General features: G+C 70.9%; 12 protein-coding genes. 4 read left to right on the top strand and 8 right to left on the bottom strand.

All coding sequences use genetic code 11. The annotated features are described in order from the left end of the window. Positions 1-24: 24 nt before the first annotated feature. The 4 genes from AC3A84_RS18730 to AC3A84_RS18715 all read right to left on the bottom strand — a co-directional run bounded on the left by AC3A84_RS18730 (position 25) and on the right by AC3A84_RS18715 (position 4,931). Entirely contained in the window at positions 25-2,139 is a 2,115-nt protein-coding gene (locus AC3A84_RS18730) for a TonB-dependent receptor (protein ID WP_487971530.1), read from the bottom strand. A gap of 230 nt (positions 2,140-2,369) precedes the next feature. Then, positions 2,370-2,768: a DUF2946 family protein gene (locus tag AC3A84_RS18725; RefSeq protein ID WP_487971529.1), complete on the bottom strand. Its 399-nt coding sequence runs from the start codon at positions 2,766-2,768 to the stop codon at positions 2,370-2,372. 8 nt (positions 2,769-2,776) lie between these two features. Further along, entirely contained in the window at positions 2,777-3,829 is a 1,053-nt protein-coding gene (locus AC3A84_RS18720; protein ID WP_487971528.1) for a histone deacetylase family protein, read from the bottom strand. 49 nt (positions 3,830-3,878) lie between these two features. Further along, a complete protein-coding gene (locus AC3A84_RS18715; RefSeq protein WP_487971527.1) occupies positions 3,879-4,931 on the bottom strand; it encodes an ornithine cyclodeaminase in 1,053 nt (350 codons plus the stop codon). Positions 4,932-5,105: 174 nt separating this feature from the next. Here AC3A84_RS18715 and AC3A84_RS18710 point away from each other — a divergent pair, with 174 nt between their 5' ends. Next, complete coding sequence (locus AC3A84_RS18710; RefSeq protein ID WP_487971744.1) at positions 5,106-5,537, top strand: Lrp/AsnC family transcriptional regulator; 432 nt, start codon at positions 5,106-5,108, stop codon at positions 5,535-5,537. Positions 5,538-5,565: 28 nt separating this feature from the next. Here AC3A84_RS18710 and AC3A84_RS18705 read toward each other — a convergent pair whose 3' ends face one another. Further along, positions 5,566-7,701, bottom strand: coding sequence for a TonB-dependent siderophore receptor (locus AC3A84_RS18705; protein WP_487971526.1), 2,136 nt, complete (start codon positions 7,699-7,701; stop codon positions 5,566-5,568). 188 nt (positions 7,702-7,889) lie between these two features. Here AC3A84_RS18705 and AC3A84_RS18700 point away from each other — a divergent pair, with 188 nt between their 5' ends. After that, positions 7,890-9,428, top strand: a complete 1,539-nt coding sequence (locus tag AC3A84_RS18700) for an MATE family efflux transporter (RefSeq protein WP_487971525.1) — start codon at positions 7,890-7,892, stop codon at positions 9,426-9,428. Positions 9,429-9,493: 65 nt separating this feature from the next. On the opposite strand, the gene AC3A84_RS18695 is transcribed toward AC3A84_RS18700, so the two are convergent. From AC3A84_RS18695 to AC3A84_RS18685, 3 genes are read right to left on the bottom strand one after another with little or no spacing between them, the layout of a single operon-like run. Next, on the bottom strand, positions 9,494-11,563 hold the full coding sequence (locus AC3A84_RS18695; protein ID WP_487971524.1) for a CHASE2 domain-containing protein: 2,070 nt from the start codon (positions 11,561-11,563) through the stop codon (positions 9,494-9,496). After that, entirely contained in the window at positions 11,563-12,207 is a 645-nt protein-coding gene (locus AC3A84_RS18690) for an OmpA family protein (RefSeq protein ID WP_487971523.1), read from the bottom strand. The genes AC3A84_RS18695 and AC3A84_RS18690 overlap by 1 nt, the downstream gene beginning before the upstream one ends. Next, positions 12,207-12,722, bottom strand: coding sequence for a FecR family protein (locus AC3A84_RS18685; RefSeq protein ID WP_487971522.1), 516 nt, complete (start codon positions 12,720-12,722; stop codon positions 12,207-12,209). The genes AC3A84_RS18690 and AC3A84_RS18685 overlap by 1 nt, the downstream gene beginning before the upstream one ends. A gap of 273 nt (positions 12,723-12,995) precedes the next feature. Here AC3A84_RS18685 and AC3A84_RS18680 point away from each other — a divergent pair, with 273 nt between their 5' ends. Both AC3A84_RS18680 and AC3A84_RS18675 read left to right on the top strand, forming a co-directional pair. Continuing rightward, on the top strand, positions 12,996-13,745 hold the full coding sequence (locus tag AC3A84_RS18680) for an alanyl-tRNA editing protein (protein ID WP_487971521.1): 750 nt from the start codon (positions 12,996-12,998) through the stop codon (positions 13,743-13,745). A 66-nt stretch (positions 13,746-13,811) separates the two neighbouring features. Then, complete coding sequence (locus AC3A84_RS18675) at positions 13,812-16,001, top strand: protein-disulfide reductase DsbD family protein (protein WP_487971520.1); 2,190 nt, start codon at positions 13,812-13,814, stop codon at positions 15,999-16,001. Positions 16,002-16,071 lie beyond the last annotated feature (70 nt).

The raw sequence follows: 16,071 nt of genomic DNA, 5'->3' as shown, positions 1-16,071 counted from the left end.
CTTCAGGGGGGTGTCGCTGCCCCACTAGAACTTCCAGCCCGTGGTCAGCGCCACGCTGCGGCCATCGCCGGGCGAGTAGCCGGAGGAGCCGCTGTCGTACCAGGCATAGACATAGCGGCGGTTGGTCGCATTGTTCACCTGCAGGCCCACGTCGACGGCGGGCGTGAGCTGCCACTGCGCGCCCAGGTTGAGCAGCGTGAAGCCGCCCGTGCGCGGCAGGGTGTTGGCGCGGTCCAGCCAGTAGTCGCCCTGCGCGCTGACCGAGGCCGAGAGGCGCAGCCGCTCCGTGGCGCGGTACTGCGCGCCGGCGGTGACGAGGGAGTGCGGCACGTTCTCGACCTCCTTGCCCGCCGTCTGCGGCGCGCTGGGGTCGGGCGTGACGATGCGGGCCCGCTGGTGCGAATAGGCCAGCCAGCCCGTCAGCCGCGCGCCCAGGTGGGCGTTGAACTGCAGGTCGTAGCCCCGGCGCAGCGTGCGCCCCACGTTGCCCAGGCCGCCCGGGTCGGGCAGGCCATCGACGCCCAGCACCCGGGCCACCTCGCCGGAGGCGCGCTGCTCCCAATAAGCCACGCGGGCGTCCAGCCACGGCAGCGGCTGGAACTTCACGCCCGTCTCCCAGCCGTCGTTGATCGAGGGCGCGAGGTTGCGCGGCTGGGTGCGGTAGGCGTCGATGCCGGTGCCGATCTGGAAGGTACGGCCCCAGTTGCCATAGACGCTCACGTCGTCGCGCACGGCATAGGCCACGCTGATCTTGGGCTGGCGGATGGTGCCGTAGTCGTGCACGGGCGAGGTGATGCCGGTCATCACATCGTCGAACGATCCGCCCACCCGGTCCACGCGCAGGGCGGGCACGATCCTGAGCGCCGCCACGGGGCGGATCACGGCCTGCACATAGGCGCCGCGGGTGTTCAGGTCGAAGGCCCAGTCGCGGAACTGCGAGGTGCGTACGCGCTCGGCGGTGCGGTACCGCTGGGCAGCGTTGTCCTGCCACTGCGCGTCCAGCCCGCCTTCGAGCGTGAATTCATGCGCCCAGCGCACCTGCGGGCGCCAGGTCAGCGTGGAGATGACGCCGTGGTGGCTCTCGTCGTTGTCGCGCTCCTGCTGCACGCCGGCCTGCGAGAAGCGCACCCAGCGCTGGTTCTCGTAGCGGTTACGGTAGATGCGCGTGGACCACGAGAGCCGGTCGGCCAGCTCACCGTCCAGGTAGAGGCCCAGCTGCGTGGTGTCGCGCGTGCTGCGGTCGGACGCGGCAAACGCCGGCGAGCTGCGCGGCGCGGCCTGGGCCTGCGCCCAGGTGAGGTAGCCCGATTCCAGCGCCCGATTGCGATAGGCCCGCGCCGAGAGGCCGGCGCGCCAGCGGCCGTCGTCGGTCGTGTAGAACCACTTGCCCGAGAGCGCGTGCTTGGTGGCGTCGGCATGGTCGCGCCAGCCGTCGCCGTCGCGCCAGGCCAGCGAATAGTTCTGGCTCCAGTTGCCGCTTTCGATGCCCTTGGCCACCTGCAGCTCGCGCGTGCCGAAGCTGCCCACGGTGGCCGTGGCGCGCCCGTCGTTGCCGCCGGTGCGCGTGACCACGTTGGCATTGCCCGCGATGTTGTTCAGTCCGTAGCGCGGGTCGTTGGTGCCGCGCACGATCTCGATGGCCTCGATGTCGATGGGGAACACCGCGTCGAGGAACGGCATGCCCCCCGCGTTGTCGTTGGACGGAATGCCGTCGATCAGCAGCTTGACGGCGTTGACGCGCCCCTCGCCGTTGAAGCCGCGCATGGAAAAGCGCCCGGCATCCGTGCCCTGGCGGAAGGGCGTGACCTGCACGCCGGGCGCGCGCGAGAACAGCTCCCAGCTGTAGTCCACATGCTGGTCCTGCACGATGCTCGCGCCCACGATATCCACCGAGCTGAACACGCCGCGCACGGGCAGCGGGCCGGTGGAGATGGCCTGCACCTGTACGGTACCCAGCGACAGCGCGGCGTCACCGGCTGGCTGCCGGGTCTGTTGGCGTGGCGGCGGCTGCTGCGACGGCGGCGAAGTCTGGGCCATGGCTGGCAGACAGGCCAGCAGCGCCAGCACGGCGCCGGCCAGGGCATGGAAAGGCGCGGGGCCGGTTGGCGGGAAATGAGATGAGTGGGTGCGTCGTGGCATGGATCGCCCGAAAGAGGAATGCGCCCGCGCTGGCCTCCGGCCAGCCGCGCACAGGCGAGGCAGCCAGGCCGGGCCGGCGGGCAGATGAACGGACAGGCACGCGCCGCAAGCACTGCGGCGGCACCCGGAATCAGGGGAGGAAAAGGTGGCCGACGTGCAGCCATCGCCAGAGCGAGCCCGTCATCGAGCCCGGCCCCGCACGAGGCCCGCCTCAGAACGCAGACACGTTCTTACGCCGCAGCGTCCGGAGGCCCGCGCGCCGGCAGCGGCGCCCCCACCAGGGCAGCGATGCGGGCGGCCTCCACCGGCAGCAGCACATGCGGCAGCGCAGCGGATTCGGCCGGCGTCCAGGCCAGGATCGGCGGCGGCGCGCCACCCGGCAGGCAGAACGCGCAGTCCAGCGTGTGGTGCAGGCCACCCGTGGACGTGGCGGCCCCGTCGGTGCTGGCGCCGTCATCATCCTGCAGGGCGACGAGGGCCACCACGCCGCTGGCGCTGCAGACCAGCACCCAGGGCTTGGGCTGCACGAGCGGGGCGGCGGTGGCCACGCCCAGCGCCAGCAGAAACCACGCCAGTACCCAGCGGGTGATCGCTGGGGCGGTGGTTCGGCGGCGCAGGTGGGCGGGCATGGCGCGGATTATCGGGCCGCGCGCTGGAAGCCCTCGAGCACGTTCACCACATTCACGCCGATGTCCTCGACCGCATAGCCACCCTCCATCACGAAGACGGTGGGCAGGCCGGCCGCGGCGATCTGCTGGCCGATGCGCAGGTAGTCGGGGCTTTGCAGCAGGAACTTCGAGATCGGGTCGCCCGCGAAGGTGTCCACGCCCAGCGCCACCACCAGCGCCTGGGCGCCCGATTGCGCCACCCGCGCCAGCCCCTGCTGCAGGGCGCCGAACCAGGCGTCGGGTCCGGTGCCGGCGGGCAGCGGCAGATTGAGGTTCCAGCCCGCGCCGTCGCCCTCGCCCGTCTCGTCGGCATAGCCCAGGTAGAACGGGTATTCCGTCACCGGATCGCCGTGCAGCGAGACGGTGAGCACGTCGCCGCGCGCATAGAAGATCTCCTGCGTGCCGTTGCCGTGGTGGTAGTCCACGTCCAGCACAGCCACACGCGCCAAGCCGGCTTCGCGCAGGGCCTGGGCGGCCAGCGCGGAGTTGTTGAGAAAGCAGTAGCCGCCGTAGAAGTCGCTGCCCGCATGGTGGCCAGGCGGGCGCGTGAGCGCGAAGGCCGCGCGCGGCCCGCCGGGCTGCGCGACGGCGCGTGCGGCGTCGATGGCGCAGGCGGCACCGGCCTGCGCCGCCTCCCAGGTGCCGGCCGTGATGGGCGAACCGCTGTCGAAAGCGAAGCGCCCGACCTCGGCCGAGAAGTTGGCCGGCCGCGCATCGCGCCGCAGCCCGTGGCCGGGCCAGACGGAGGGCAGGATGTCCAGCTCCGCATGGGCTGCATCCAGCGCCAGCCACCGCGCCCAGGCTCCCTGCAGGAAGTCCACGTAGTCGGGCGCATGCACGCGCCGCACCAGCGCCATGTCGGCCGCGCCGGGCGTGGCCAGCGGCCCCTGGGGGCGGCGCTCCAGCGCAGCCATCACGTGGTCGAAGCGGCCAGGGTTTTCATGGCAGTCCACCAGGCGGCCACGGAACATTTCCTGGCGGCCGGCGTGGCGCGATTGCAGGGGGTTGTGCAGGATGAGCATGGGCGATGGAAGGGCAGAGATGAAGCGACGTGTCCGTTACGGCCCTCGTTTATGCCACGCGCTTCAACGGCACCGCCTGGCGCGCACGCGCCGTCAACCCGAACAGGTCTTTGGGATCGTCCAGCTCGGGCACCAGGGCAATGCGCTGGCCCACGCCATGCTCCTTGGCCAGCTGGTGCACGTAACGCAGCGCGGAAAAATCCTCCAGCGCGAAGCCCACCGAGTCGAACACCGTCACCTCGCGCTCGTCCCGGCGGCCCTGCGCGGTGCCGGCCAGCACCTGCCACAGCGCCTGCACCGGGAAATCGGCCGGCATCTGCTGGATGTCGCCCTCCACGCGCGTCTGCGGCTCGAACTCCACGAAGACGCGGGACATGCGCAGCACGTCCGGATGCAGCTCGGTCTTGCCCGGGCAGTCGCCGCCCACCGCATTGATGTGCATGCCGGGCTCGACCATCTCCGCCGTGAGGATGGCCGCCCGCGCCTTGTCAGCTGTGACGGTGGTCACGATGTCGGCCCCGCGCACGGCCTCGCGCGCAGATGGCGCCCGCGTCACGTGCAGGCCGGGCTGCTGCAGCGCCAGGTTGCGTTGCAGCTTGGCCGTGGCGGCAGGGTCGGTGTCGAAGGCGCGGATCTCGCGCACGCCCAGCAGCGCGTGGAAAGCCAACGCCTGGAATTCGCTCTGCGAGCCGTTGCCGATCAGTGCCATGCTGCGGGCGCCCGGCCGCGCCAGCGCGCGGGCCGCCAGCGCCGAAGTGGCGGCCGTGCGCAACGCCGTGGTCAGGGTCAGCTCCGACAGCAGCACCGGGTAGCCGGTATCCACCTCCGCCAGCACGCCGAAGGCCATCACCGTCGGCAGGCCGCGCGCGGTATTGGCAGGGTGGCCGTTGACGTATTTGAAGGCGTAGGTGGCGGCGTCGGCCACCGGCATCAGCTCGATCACGCCCAGCCGGGAATGGGCGGCGGCGCGCGGCGACTTGTCGAAGTCGTTCCAGCGAATGAAGTCGGCGTGCAGTGCGTCGGCGAGTTCGCACAGAAAGCGCTCTGCGCCGCGCTGCTGCAGCAGGGCCAGCAGGCTGGCGATGTCGATGAAGCGGGTCATGGGGCCTCCCTGGGTCGTGAAGATGGAATGTCCGGGAAATTCTTGCCCCGCCCACCGCCAAAGGCCAGCCGGAAAACTGCCCAACGGGAGGGCCTTCGCTGCGCAATCTGCCCGGCGTGGCTGTGCAAAGTGATCGATCCTCCCGCGCAACAGGCCTACACTCGCTGCGTGACCATGGACCTGGACGACACCGACCACCGCCTGATCGCGCTGCTGCGCGACGATGCCCGCATGCCCGTTGCCACGCTGGCCAGGCGCCTGCAGCTGGCGCGCGGCACGGTGCAGAACCGGCTGGCGCGGCTGGAGCGCGAAGGCGTGATCGTGGGCTACACCGTGCGGCTGAAGCCGCTGGCCGTACCCACCGGGGTACGCGCGCTGATGACCATCGCGGCCGACGGCAACCAGGCGACGCAGGTGCTGCATGCGCTGCGCGGCAATCCGCACGTCACCTCCCTGCACATGACCAACGGCCGCTGGGACATCGTGGCGGAACTGCAGACCGACAGCCTGTCGGAGTTCGAGCAGCTGCTGAGCAGCCTGCGCCGGCTCTCGGGCATTGCCAGCTCGGAAACGAGCATCCTGCTGTCCACGCAGAAGCTGGGCTGACGCATGGAGCCGGGCCGCCCGGCCCCGGTCAGAAATCCACCTTGGCCAGCAGCTTGACGGTGCGCGGGGCGCCGGCGGCCAGGCGCGAGCCGCCGGCGGCCCAGTAGCGCTTGTCGGCCAGGTTCTCCACGTTGAGCTGCCAGGTGGTGCGCAGACCCTGCACGCGCGTCATGTAGCGCAGGCCGGCGGCGAACACGGTGTTGCCGCCCAGGAAGCCCTGGTTCAGATCGTTCACCGGACGGCGGCCGGTGAAGTAGGCGCCGCCGTTGACCGACAGGCCCGTGACGGCCGCGATGTCGTAGCTCAGGAATGCGCTGGCCGTGCGGCGGGCGGCGTTCTCGGGCCGCTTGCCGTCGTAGGCGAGGCCAATGCCCTCGAAGCGCGGGTCCAGCCACTGGGCGGAGGCCTGCCAGCCCAGCTGCCGCGACAGCTGGCCCTGGGCCGACAGCTCCAGCCCGGTGTAGCGCTTGGTGCCGTCCGCCACATAGACGTTGGCGGCGTTGGTGTAGTAGCCCGGCTGGGCGATGTCGAACAAAGCGGCGGACCACAGCGTGCCGTTGCCGGCGAGCCAGCGCAGGCCGATCTCCTTTTGCTTGCTCACGCCGGGCTGCAGACGCTGCGCCTCGTTCACGGTGCCGGCCGGGCCGGCCTCGCCGGGCTCCAGGCCCTGGGCATACGAGGCGTAGACCGAGAGGCGGTCCGTGGGCTTGCACACCAGGGCCGCCAGGGGTGTGGTCTTGGTCACGTCGTAGTGGTCCGTTCCCTGGTCGCTGCGGTAGCTGGAATGGCGCAGCCCGCCGATGAGCTGCCATTGGGACGACAGCTGCATGCGGTCCACCAGGTAGAGGCCGGTGTCGCGGGTGTCCAGCGCCGCCGTGGTCGGAGCGGTGGGCACGGCACCCCAGGCGGCGGTGCCAGGCGCCGAGGGGCGGTAGAGGTTCTGCGAGGCGATGGTGTAGGCGCGCTGGTAGACCGGGTCCTGAGAAAAGTCCGTGCGGCTCGCGCCCAGGGTGACCTCATGCCGCACGGCGCCGGTGCGCAGGGTGCCGAACAGTTCGGCACGCAGCAGTTCGGAGGTGACGTCGGTGCGCTGGCTGTTGCCACGGATGCTGCCCGCGCCCGTGGCCACGGCGGCGGCGGTGTTGCCGTTGAAGCGGAACACCGGCAGATTGCGCTCGCGCTCGGTGTGCGCGCGGCCGGCCTCCACGGTCAGCGACCAGTCGTCGCTCAGCGCATAGTCGGCGCGCAGCTGCGCGTTGGTGGTCTCGGTCTCGAAGCGGGCCCAGCTCGGCCCCACCAGCTTCTTCGGGTCCACCGCAGCTGGCAGGGCGATGGTGCCGCCCACGGCGGCGGGCAGCTGTATGCCGACCTGTTCGGTCGTGCGGCGGCGCTCGTGCTCAAAGTCCGCCTTGAGGGTCAGACGCTGGGTGACGCGCCAGTCGAAGGCCGCCGACAGGAAGGCCCGGTTGCCGTTGCCCACTCCGTCCATGTACGAACCCAGCGTGCCGCCCGCGGCATTGATGCGCAGCCCGTACTCGCCGTTGTCGCCGAAGCGCCGGCCGATGTCGGCCGTGGCCACGGCGGAGCCGTACTGGTCCACGGACAGCCCGAGCGAGCTGACCGGCGTGCTGCCGGCGCGCTTGGTGACGAAGTTGACCACGCCCGACGGCGAGGTGAAGCCGTAATACAGCGCAGAGGCGCCCTTGAGCACCTCGACGCGCTCCTTGTCCTCCAGCGGCACTTGGCCGAAATTCATGACCGGCAGCGAACCGTTGAGGCGGTAGTTGGTGCGGTTCTGCACCTCGATGCCGCGGATCACCAGCTGGTCCCAGGTCTCCCCGCCGTTCTGCTGGCGCGTGACGCCGGCCGTGTTGCGCAGCGCGTCGTACACACCGGAAGCCGCCTGCGCATCCAGCGCCTCGCGCGTGACCACGTTGACGGTGGAGGGTACGTCCATGATGTCCGCCCCGCGGAAGGTGCCGGCCTCGACCGTCTCGGGCCGTAGGCCCGCCGCCCTTGTGCCCTGCACCGTCACGGCGGACAGCGCTGGCGCATCGCCCGCCGTCAGGGTTTGGGTCCAGCCGGAACTGGCGGCCAGGGAGGCGGCGAGCACCGCGACGGCGCGAACGATGGGGGTCGGGGAAACGGAGGGACGACGATGCATGGCGGGACGCGCGGCAGCGCAGCGGCCCGCCAGAGCCGCTCGCCACCGGGCGATGACAATATATTGAGAAAGATTCGTATTATCACGCCATCCTGCGGCCCGTCCGCAAAGCCGGCCGCGGGGTTCCGGCGCCCTGCAGCGCCCTCCTCCGACAGACCCCCGCCCTGCCCGCTGTCACGATGTAGGCCATGCCCGCCGCATCCGCTTCCTCGCCCTCCTCCGCCCGCGACCTGACCCACGGCCCCATCGCAACCACCCTGCTGCTCTTCGCCCTGCCCATCCTGGCAGGCAACGTGCTGCAGTCGCTCAACGGCTCGGTCAATGCGGTCTGGGTGGGCCGCTACCTCGGCGAGGCGGCGCTCACCGCCACGGCGAACGCCAACAACATCCTGTTCCTGCTGATCGGCGCGGTGTTCGGCGTGGGCATGGCGGCCACCATCCTGGTGGCGCAAGCCATGGGTGCGCACAACCCGCAGCAGGCGCGCCGCGTGATCGGCACCAGCGCCACCTTCTTCGGCGGCACGTCCGTGCTGATCGCGGCGGCCGGCCCACCCCTCTCGCGCGAGATCCTGGGCTGGATGGGCACACCCGCCGCCGCGCTGCCGCTGGCCGAGACCTATCTGCGCACGCTCTTTCTGGCCATTCCGCTGCTGTACCTGTTCGCCTTCATCTCGGCCGTGCTGCGCGGCGCGGGCGACACGCGCACGCCCTTCGTCTTCCTCCTGCTGGTGGTGGTGCTGGACACCGCGCTGAACCCGCTCCTCATCTTCGGCTGGGGGCCGGTGCCGCCGCTGGGCATCGCGGGCTCGGCCCTGGCCACGCTGGTGGCCAACGCGATCAGCTTCGCCGCGCTGCTGGCCTGGCTGCGCTGGCGCCGGCACCCGCTCTGGATCGGCCGGGCCGACTGGCGCCTGTTCGTGCCCGAGGGCGCCATCCTGCGCGCACTCATCGTCAAGGGCCTGCCCATGGGCGCGCAGATGGTGATGATCTCCACCGCCATGCTGATGCTGATGGGCCTGGTCAATGCGCAGGGCGTGGTCACCGCGTCGGCCTACGGCGCTGCCTTGCAGCTGTGGACCTACGTGCAGATGCCGGCCATGGCCATCGGCGCGGCCTGCTCCTCCATGGCCGCGCAGAACGTGGGCGCAAGGCAATGGAGCCGGGTGGACGGCGTGGCCCGCAGCGGCACACTCTTCAACTTCGTGCTGACCGGCGCCCTGATCGTGCCCCTGGTGCTGCTGGACCGCACGGTGCTTTCGCTCTTCCTGCCCGCCGGCAGCGCGGCACTGGAGACGGCACGGCACCTCAACCACATCGCCGTGGGCTCGTTCCTCTTCTTCGGCGTGACCTTCGTGCTCTCGGGCGTGGTGCGCTCCACGGGCGCGGTGGTGCCGCCGCTCATCATCCTGGGCCTGGCGCTCTGGGGCATCCGCCTGCCCATCGCCTATGGGCTGCAGCCCTGGCTGGGCGCGGACACGATCTGGTGGAGCTTTCCGGCCAGTGCGCTCAGCGCCATGCTGATGTCGATCGCCTACTACCGCTGGGGCCGCTGGCGCCAGGCCAGGATGCTGGCGGCCGACGACGCCCCGCCGGTAGGCACCCCCGCCGAGGTGGGGGCGCTGCCGCCGTCGCCGGTGTGCGCGCATGCACAGCGGCCTCCACTGGCTGGCCAGGGCAACACAGCGTCCATGCGGGCGCGGGGATCGGGCCAGCAGCGCGCCGCTTGAACGCGCCATTGCAGTCGTGCCCCGTTACGGCACACGGCCACCACCGCGCCCCTTGCGCAGCCCCTTCAATGCCAGCCGGCGGCCTCGCTCGTGCCGGACAGGTTGGCGATGTCAGCCACGTGCATCGGCGCAGGCCCGGATGACTCCGCATCGCGGAACCGGGCAGCGATGGACACGATCGTGGGTTCGATCGCGAAGAATGCCTCCAGCACCTCGGGATCGAATGCAGCGCCGCTTTGCTCGCGAATCAACTGCATGGCGTTCTCATGTGTGAAAGGCGGCTTGTAACACCGGCGGCAGATAAGCGCGTCGTACACATCGGCCACGGCCATGATCCGGGCGGCGAGCGGAATGGCCTCGCCGGCCAGGCCGAGAGGGTACCCACTGCCATCCCACCGCTCGTGGTGGCAGCCCGCGATGTCCGCCGCGATGGTGAGGAAGTTCTCGCCGTCGATGCGCTGGGCTGCGCTCAGCAGGATCTGGCGGCCGTAGTCGGCGTGCCGCTTCATGTGTTCCATCTCCTGCGGGGTCAGCCGGCCCGGCTTGAGCAGGATGTGGTCAGGCACCCCGACCTTGCCGATGTCGTGCAGGGGCGCCGACCGGAAGAGCAGCTCGATGTAAGCCCGCTTCAAGACCTCGGGATGGCGGCCCATGCTGCGCAGCTTCAGGGCGATCTCCCGCACGTAATGCTGCGTGCGTTTGATGTGCGCTCCGGTTTCGGGGTCGCGCGTCTCCGCCACCGAGGCCATGGACTCGATGGTGATTTCGCGGGCGTTCGCCAGCTGGCGCTGCCAGGTCAGGGCACGCCACCGCTCGATGGCATAGCGCGCGGCGACCCCCCCGGCCAGCAGCCCCGAGGCCACCAGCACCGGCACCGCTGCCGACACGAACATCCCTGTGCGCAGGAAGAGCAGGAGACTGGCGGCACACGGCAACAGGCCGGCCACCACGCCGCCCAGCAGCAAAACGATGCTGTTGCTCCATGTGAAGAGGCAGGCCAGGGCGGCAGCAACCAGCAGTGCCGCCACCGTCGCCGCATAGGGCGACCATGACGGCTGGCGTACGAAGCCGGCGTGCAGCAGATTCTCGGCCGTCGCCGCCTGGATGAGCAAGCCCGGCATCCGGGAGGCCGCGGCAGTGCGGTGGTAATCGTTCAACCCGATGGCGGAGCTCCCCAGGAACACGACGCGGCCCGCGAAGGCATCGGAAGAGAAGCGCCCATTCAAGATGTCCACTGCGGACACGGCTGGGTAGTCTGCGGCACGGGGTGCGGTGCGCAGCAGGGCCTGTCCGTGCCGGTCAATCGGCACGCTGAGAGACCCCACCTTCAACTGCAGGCCATCCCGAGTGTCGTCCACCTGCACGCCCTGCACGCCCCGGGCCTGCAGCACAGCCGCCAGCGCCAGGCTGGGATGGACGCGCTCCGCATGCGCGATCAGCAGCGGGACGCGGCGCAGCACGCCATCGCCGTCCACGGATTCGTTGACGAACCCGCTGCGGCTGAGACGGCCTTCGATGGCCGGGGTGTTGGACAGGACGCCGGTCGCCCGGGGCAGGTCCAGCAGACCGAACGAGGGCTCCGGCGGCAGGGCCCAGGGCGCCGTGCCATCCGGCGCAGGCATGGTGCGGCGGTCGAAGTACAGGTAGTTCGCGCCGACCGCGCGCGTCTGGGCGAGCACTCCGGCCAGGTAGCGGTCGTTGTCCTCGAGGCCGGAAGGGGCGCCTGTGATTTTCAGTTCCACGCCGAAGTCGTGCCGAAAGCTCTCGCGCAGCGTGTCCAGGGAGCTGCGGTCGGGCTCAGGGAAGAAGATGTCCAGGGCGATCGCGGCCGGCCGCGCACTTTCGATGCGCCGCAGCAGCGTGGCGATGCGATAGCGCGGCCAGGGCCACTGGCCCACGGCATCCAGGCTGGACTCGTCGATATCGACCACGATCGTGCTGGGCGCCGGGTTCGACGACGAGCTCAGGCGCAGCCAGCTGTCGAGCAGCAGGTTGTCGGCCGGCGCGAACGCCGCGGGCCACAGCGCAAGCAGCCCGCCCGCGGCGGCCGCAACGGCCAGGCTGCCGCAGAACAGGGCGAGGCTCTGCCTGCGGCTGAACCGGTGATCGAACCGGAGCCAGCGGAGCCAGGCCATCAGAACACCTGGACCTCGACCCGGCGATTGCGCGGGTCGGTGGGGCCGATGCCGGGGTCGGTGAGCGGCTCGGCGCTGCCCAAGCCGCGTACCTCCACCGCACCCACTTCGGGATCCCCCTCCCGCAGGAGCCGTTCGACGGCCTGCGCCCGACCCAGTGAGAGTTGCTGGTTCAATGCCCCTTCGCCCTCCGCACTGGCATGGCCGTAGACGCCGATGACCGCAGGCCTGCGTTCGCGCACGGCGCTCAGCACCTCGGACAGCAGGGCCGTGGAGGCAGGCGTGAGCACGGTCTTGCCACTCAGAAAATACAGCGTGTAGCTGCGCGGCGGGAGCGGCTGCGCTGCCAGCAACGAGGCATATCGGGCATCGACGGCACTCTGCCCCAGCACGAGGGCAGAGGGCGCAGTGGAGCCGCCGACGACGGAAGCCCCGCTGAACCCCTGGGTGACGGTCTGGCGCCCCTGGGCACTGCCAAGCCAGGCGGTGCCGACATGGCCGTCATCGTCGGGCAGCAGGATCAACGTGGTGCCCCGCTGGGGCTGTGGCGAGGCGCAGCCTCCAGAGAGCAGCAGGCCCGCCGCACTGCAAAGCACGGCGACGATCCGGCCTGCGCGGCATAGAAAAGGAACGGTTCGGCCCATCACTGCACCTCCAGGATCAAGCGGGTGCCCCGCACCCCGGCGATGGCATTGGGCGTTTCCAGCTGGACCGACTGCGGCGCGAGCTTGCCGATCTTGCCGGACGCATAGACCGCCCGCCCCTTGGCCAGATAGATGTCGAATGCACAGCCGTCGCATCCGTCGGCCTTCGGCGCGAACGCATAGCGGCGCAGCTGCAGTTCGGACGAGTGCCCGACCGTGAGCCGAGTCCCGTCACGGAACACCAGCGCGGCCGCCCCATCGGCGCCGGTCTGCACGAGGTCGGACGATGCGAGCGTCTGCCCTTCCTTCAGCGACTGACCGACGCCGCCGCGCCATAGCTGTACCTGGCCCGCCACTCGCTTGACCAGCGCGATGCCGCCGGGAGGGTCGGAGGCCTGAGGCTCATCGGCGGCATGGGCAACGTGCGGGAAGACCCCGACTGCCAACCAACAGACAAGGCCCGTCAGAGCGGAACGGCCGGCACATCGGCGGGCAGGCTTGAGCAGCGAAGTCATATGGCAGCAGTCCCTTACGAATAGTGGGGAGTGAACGACAGGTGCTATCGAAGCTCGCCCAGCGGGGGCAAGCCTCCGCCCAGAGCTTGACGTCCTGCGAACTCACATGTTACCAACACTCACAAACCGAATTCCTGTAGGACGAGGGGGCCGCGCATCGCCGAAGGGCGGCCGCCCCGGTCCGCCTCAGCACCCCGTCTCGCCCCCCCTCTCGGCCCCCGCCATGCCAGCGCAAGGGCAGGCCCTGTCGCCAGGATTGACTACCATCACACGATGACCCAAGACCTCTTCCGCCAGGACAGCCATCTCCAAGAATGCAGCGCCACCGTCACCGCCCACACGCCCGAGGGCGGGGTGGTGCTGGACCGCACCGTGTTCTACCCGCTGGGCGGGGGCCAGGCAGGCGACAGCGGCGTTCTCCTGCAGGCGGACGGCAGCATCTGGGCAGTAGCCGACACGCGCAAGGCCATGGATGCCGAGGGCCGACCCACCGCCGCGATCGTGCATCTGCCGCGCGACGCTGCTGCGCCCCGCCCCGCCGTGGGCGACACGGTCACGGCCCGGCTGGACTGGGAGCGCCGCCACCGGCTGATGCGCTTTCACACCACCACGCACCTGCTCTGCCATGTGGTGGCGCAGCCGGTCAACGGTTGCTCGATCTCGCCGGACTCCGCTCGCCTGGACTTCCACATGGACGGCGCGCTGGACAAGGACGCGCTCACCGCCGCCATCGCCCGGCTGGTGGCCGAGGACCACCCCGTCACCATCGGGTGCATCAGCGATGCCGAGCTGGACGCCAACCCCGCGCTGGTCAAGAGCATGAGCGTGCAGCCGCCGCGCGGCACCGGCACGGTTCGTACCGTGCGCGTAGGCGGCACGGGCGACGACGGCGGCATGCAGATCGACCTGCAGCCCTGCGGCGGCACCCACGTCGCGCGCACCTCGGAGATCGGCGCCGTGGTGGTCACCAAGATCGAGAAGAAGGGCGCGATGGCGCGCCGCGTGGTACTGGGCTTTGCCTGACCGGGCATCGAAGCCCCGGGAACCCCGCCGCTCGCCACCGATCCCACACAGCCACCACCCCGCGCCATGTTGTCCACACGCCCGCTGCAGCGTTTGCTGCCCACTCTTTTTTTCATAGCACTCAGCGCTCTATCCATGAGCGCAGGCGCCCAATTGACACCCAGGCATGAGTCGGCGGGCAGCATCGTCACCACGCCGCACGTGCGGGCCGAGCTGGTGGCCCAGGCGCCTGAAGGCGTGGGCCCGGGCAAGCCGCTCTGGCTGGGGCTGTCGATCACCCATCAGCCTGACTGGCACACCTACTGGAAGAACCCGGGCGACTCCGGGCTGCCCACGCAGTTCGAATGGCAGCTGCCGGCCGGCATCGACGCGGGCGAGATCGCCTGGCCCGTGCCGCGCAAGATCCCCATCGGCAACCTGGCCAACTACGGCTACGAGGGCACGGTGCTGCTGCCCGTGCCCCTGACGGTCAGCAGCGCCTTTGCGCCCGGCCCGCTGGCGCGGGAGGCGAGCTTCACGCTGCACGCCTCATGGCTGGCCTGCCGCAAGGAATGCATTCCCGAGGAGGGCCGCTTCACGCTGACGGTGCCGCTGCAGGGCTCCACCGCGCTCAATTCCGCCGCCTTCGCGGCCGCTGCCAAGGCGCACCCCGCGCCGCTGGCGCCGGTCGCCGGCACCATGGCGCATGTGGAAGGCACGGCGGTGGCGCTGTCCGTGGCGGGCCTGCCGCCATCGCTGCAGGGCAAGACGCTGGACGTCTTCCCCGAAACGCCCGGCGTCGCCGAAACCGCCGCTCCAGTGGCGCAGCGCTGGCAGGGCACGGTGTGGACGGCGCGCCTGCCGCTCTCGCCCCACCGCGGCGCCAGCCCCGAGCCCTTGCCGCTGGTGCTGGCACACGCCGGCCAGGGCTGGCGGGTGGAGCTCTCCGTGCAGGACGGCTGGCCGCCGCTGCCAGGCCAGGCTGGGGTGTCGCCCGCCCTGCAGGCCGCGCTCCAGGCCAATGCCGACGCGGCAGCAGCGGCCCCGCGCGCCGCACCCACGCCCGCACCGTTGGGCGCCTTCCTGGTGGCGCTGTTCGGCGCCCTGCTGGGCGGGCTGATCCTGAATCTCATGCCCTGCGTGTTCCCGGTGCTGGCGATCAAGGTGGTGGGCTTCGCGCGCCACACGCAGAGCCTGCGCTCGCACCGCATCAGCGGCCTGGCGTACACGGCCGGCGTGGTGCTGTCGTTCGTGCTGCTGGGCGCCCTGATGCTGGGGCTGCGCGCGGCCGGCGAGTCCGTGGGCTGGGGCTTTCAGCTGCAGTCGCCCGCCGTGGTGGCGGCGCTGGCCGCGCTCTTCACCCTGCTGGGGCTGAACCTGGCGGGCGTCTTCGAGTTCGGCCGCATGCTGCCGGGCGGCCTTGCCAGCCTGCAGGCGCGCCACCCGGTGGCCGACGCTTTCCTGACCGGCATGCTGGCCGTGGCCGTGGCCTCGCCCTGCACCGCGCCCTTCATGGGCGCCTCGCTGGGCCTCACCGCCACGCTGCCGGGCGTGCAGGCGCTGGCCATCTTCGCGGCGCTGGGCCTGGGGCTGGCCCTGCCCTATCTGGCGGCCAGCTGGGTGCCGGCCGTGGCGCGCGCCCTGCCCCGCCCTGGCCTGTGGATGGACACGCTGCGCCGGCTGATGGCCTTCCCCATGTTCGCCACCGTGGTCTGGCTGGTCTGGGTCCTGGGACAGCAAAGCGGCATCAACGGGGCGGCGGCGCTGCTGGCGCTGCTGGTGGCCCTGTCGATGGCCGTGTGGTCGCTCACGCTGGCCGGCCGCACCCGCGCCGTGATTGCTCCGCTTTCCATAGCAATCTGCGCTTATCTGACCTGGGCCTGGGGCCCGAAAGCCATCGGACCCGCACCCGCCGCGCTAACCGCTTCAGACGCCCCCGCAGGCTGGCAGCCCTGGCAGGCCGACCTGCCCGGACAACTGCTCGCCGAGGGCAAGCCGGTGTTCGTGGACTTCACCGCCGCCTGGTGCGTGACCTGCCAGTACAACAAGCAGACCACCCTGTCCGACCCCGACGTGCTGGCCGCGCTGGCCGCCAAGCAGGTCACCCTGCTGCGGGCGGACTGGACGCGGCGCGACGCGCAGATCACCGCCGCGCTGGCCAAGCTGGGGCGCAGCGGCGTGCCGGTCTATGTGCTGATGGCGCCGGGCAAGCCGCCGGTGGTGTTCAGCGAGGTGCTGGGCCGCAAGGAGCTGACGGACGCCGTCAACGCGATCTGACGCCTGCCGGCCACAGCGCCGGCCCCCGCGCTCTTCGCGTTCCCTTTACTTTTCTTCGCACGGCAGCCTG

It is taken from the genome of Paracidovorax sp. (genome assembly GCF_057642795.1).
Note: the sequence above shows the minus strand (reverse complement) of the source record. Positions and strands in the feature narration are given on the sequence as shown.